Here is a 2,969-nt window from a genome sequence, read left to right as displayed (position 1 = left end):
ACACGAACGTCGGCGACGGGTCATAGACGCGATCGACAACGGCGACCGCCATCCCGCAGGCGTGGTCCAAGTGATCGCCGGGCTGGACGTGGGCGGCGGCGATCCAGCCGTCCTCGTAGGTCCAGAGTTCGTGGTTCGGCGTGACGCCGAGGGTCTCGCCGGTGTCGAAGCTCAGCCAGAGAACGCCGGTGTGGGTGAGGCGGGCGCTGTAGGACTACAGAAGAAGTGCTGCAGGCGGACGCCGGCGTCATGGCGCTGCCCGTTCCAGGCGAGGGCAGTTGGGAGGCCGGTCAGTCGCCGCGCTGCTCTTCGAGGCGGTCGAGCTGTTCTCCGAGCCAGTCGGCGAACGTGAAGTTCAGGCGGCCGGCCGCAGCTACCGCTCGACGGTCGAAGCCACGTCGACAACGGAATAAACTCGCAGATCATAAAACGGCGGCTTCATGGCTTCCGGAACGTTCTTCTCGAGCTCCATGACGACGTCTCGAAATAACTGGGCGTCACCAACTGAACTGAAGAGGCCATGAATATTTGTACAAGGTCTAAAGTGTCGCTGAACTAGCCGAATCGTCGCCTCACAGTCGGCCGCGTCATCAGGCATCTCCCACATCAAAAGGTTGCGGATGCCGGAATAAAGTTGCTTATTTGCGACGTCGAATCCTAAAAAGCCTTTCCGGATCGCCTCGTTGCCAGCAGCAGCTTCGCTCTGACAGTCGCGTACGTCTAGAATCCAGAACTGGTGCCCTAACCGAGCGTACTCATCCTGAAATGAAACGGCCTCCTCATGCCTCCCCAAGAAGAGGTGCCAATCGTCCTCCTGGACGTGGCGTTCCGCCTCGCGCGTCCACACCTTGTACACCTCGGGACAAAGCGGTGTGGGGTGCAACACCTGCCCGGTCGTGTTACGTCCGACGCCGCTGTACAGACTACCAGAGGCGTACTGGATCGGTGCTCCTACAAGCAGGTAGCCGCGGTCGATGCTTGCGCTCATGTCCTCTGCTTCTTATGGAACAAAGTTCGGACTGCAAGGAATGTGCCACTCTCCGATGTGAAGATGCCAAATTCGCTGATACACGCCGCTACGCCCAAGTTCAGGACCTCGAATGGTCAGCCCCAGCCTTCGTGCCGCTGCTACCATGTCCCTCAAAGCCCAGTCAGTGACCGCTTGGCCAGGATCGGTGAAGTTTTTAATCCATGAGTCAAAGAAGCTTTTCTTTGCCGCAGCCATGTCAGGAACGCACGAGCTGTTATGTACCCACAGCTCACCGGCGAAGAACGTCCACGTACCGTCGACCGTGAGATCATACACGAACGTCGGCGACGGGTCATAGACGCGATCGACAACGGCGACCGCCATGCCGCAGGCGTGGTCCAAGTGATCGCCGGGCTGGACGTGGGCGGCATCGATCCAGCCGTCCTCGTAGGTCCAGAGCTCGTGGTTCGGCGTGACGCCGAGGGTCTCCCCGGTGTCGAAGGTCAACCAGAGGACGCCGGTGTGCGTCAGCCGGGCGCTGATGGCGGTGACGGTGCCGACACTGCGAGAGCGCAGCTGGTGCTCAACGTAAGCAGCGCGAACCGGGCACCCTGGACGTAGTGATTAGACCAGCGGCACTACCCGGAAGGAAGCGCCACTGATCCGTTCCCGCATGCATAAATCGCGAAATCGCCCGGAAGTGAACACCGTCGGCCAGTATTCCTTCAGACGGAAGAAATCCTGACTGCAAGCCTGTTCATGGTGAAGGACGGGCTTAATCACATTTAGCCGGGGGCCGGGCCCTGACCGATCGGGACCGTAGTACGCTACGGTGGAGCGTTCACGATCGAGAGCTCCCGCAATGCATTCAAAGTGGGCGTACCAGTAGCGTTGTATCGGGCTGGGGAGATCGTTAACAACTTCAACCGGCAGAAATGTGATCCCATGTAGCTGCTCTGACTCGATTAGCCGCTTCAAGCGGTCCGAGAACAGCCACCAGCCGAACACACTGAACGGAATATCTTCGGGAGCAGAGCCAGTCGCGTGAAACGTCACACCGCATGGCCAACGTGTCGGTAGCGGATCACACGCTTTAACACCGGTGCCCACACCTTTGAGATCGCGCTCGGCCACGACCATGGTGTGCTCGCCACGTTCGAGCACTTGCAGCAATTGGAATATCGTAAGCGCGTCCACTATTGCCAGTACTCCTTCATGAGCATCTCAGGATTGTCTTTCACGTACTGGAACACTCCTGCCATATATTCTCTCAATTTCTGAGGGTCGCCCTGGGCAAGATCGTCAGCGATTGCCAACTGCTCGAGCATATACTGGAAGTAAGCCTTGGGATGCCCACCCAAGTGGTGCATCAAGTCTTGATTCCAGCCGTCGGCGGTGCTCAAGCCGTACTTGCTCAGGATTGCATCGTACTTCGGTCCGAACTCCTTACCCCCTCGCGGGATAAAGTGATGATTCTGTTTCGGCTTCGCCATTGCGCGTGTGCGCAAAGACTTGTAAAACGGCCCGATCGCGTTCATCGCGCCCTGGATCGCGTCAAATATTTTACCACCGGCAACATCGACTGTCACCGTCGCGAGATCGAGCAGCAGCGTCCGCATGTCACTTGCAGACTGCAAGTCCCGTGCAAACTGAATGAGGCTGCTAGCGCGGTCGTACATGTCATATGCGGCGTATGCCCGGCCCGCCCACATTCCCAAACCTGCGTAGGTGAGAAGACCGGCCGGATCACTCAGGTTCGACGGGTTTGATCGGGCGAAGTGGTAGAGGTTGGAACCGTCAGCGAGATGACGGTGGGGATCAAGCGGGCGTGCGATCAGCCACTGCTGTCGGCCGTGATAGGTAACCCGCTCTTGCAGCGGCAGGCCGGTCGCGTTCGGGTCGGCGGTCAGGAACCGGCCCAGCGTCGGGCTGTACCACCGGTTGCGGACGTAATAGAGCCCCTCGGCGTCCGCTTCGAGGTGCTGCTTGTCGGCGGACA

The 2,969-nt window shown here is 59.2% G+C and carries 5 protein-coding genes; 1 reads left to right on the top strand and 4 read right to left on the bottom strand.

What is annotated here, in order from left to right:
- Positions 1 to 352, top strand: a 352-nt coding sequence (locus J5J06_13360) for a hypothetical protein (protein ID MCO6438075.1), incomplete at its 5' end; no start/stop codon positions are given.
- 21 nt (positions 353 to 373) lie between these two features.
- On the opposite strand, the gene J5J06_13355 is transcribed toward J5J06_13360, so the two are convergent.
- The 4 genes from J5J06_13355 to J5J06_13340 form a co-directional block, all read right to left on the bottom strand.
- Positions 374 to 988 carry a hypothetical protein gene (locus tag J5J06_13355; protein MCO6438074.1) on the bottom strand — a complete coding sequence of 205 codons (615 nt, stop codon included), beginning with the start codon at positions 986 to 988 and terminating at the stop codon, positions 374 to 376.
- 12 nt (positions 989 to 1,000) lie between these two features.
- On the bottom strand, positions 1,001 to 1,477 hold the full coding sequence (locus tag J5J06_13350) for a hypothetical protein (GenBank protein ID MCO6438073.1): 477 nt from the start codon (positions 1,475 to 1,477) through the stop codon (positions 1,001 to 1,003).
- A gap of 117 nt (positions 1,478 to 1,594) precedes the next feature.
- Positions 1,595 to 2,167, bottom strand: coding sequence for a DUF1629 domain-containing protein (locus tag J5J06_13345; GenBank protein MCO6438072.1), 573 nt, complete (start codon positions 2,165 to 2,167; stop codon positions 1,595 to 1,597).
- Positions 2,167 to 2,969, bottom strand: an 803-nt coding sequence (locus tag J5J06_13340) for a hypothetical protein (protein MCO6438071.1), incomplete at its 5' end; no start/stop codon positions are given. The genes J5J06_13340 and J5J06_13345, both read right to left, overlap by 1 nt.

The sequence above is a fragment of the Phycisphaerae bacterium genome (genome assembly GCA_024102815.1).
Classification (GTDB): domain Bacteria; phylum Planctomycetota; class Phycisphaerae; order UBA1845; family UBA1845; genus JAGFJJ01.
The sequence above is the reverse complement of the archived record's forward strand: the minus strand, read 5'-3'. Positions and strand labels throughout refer to the sequence as shown.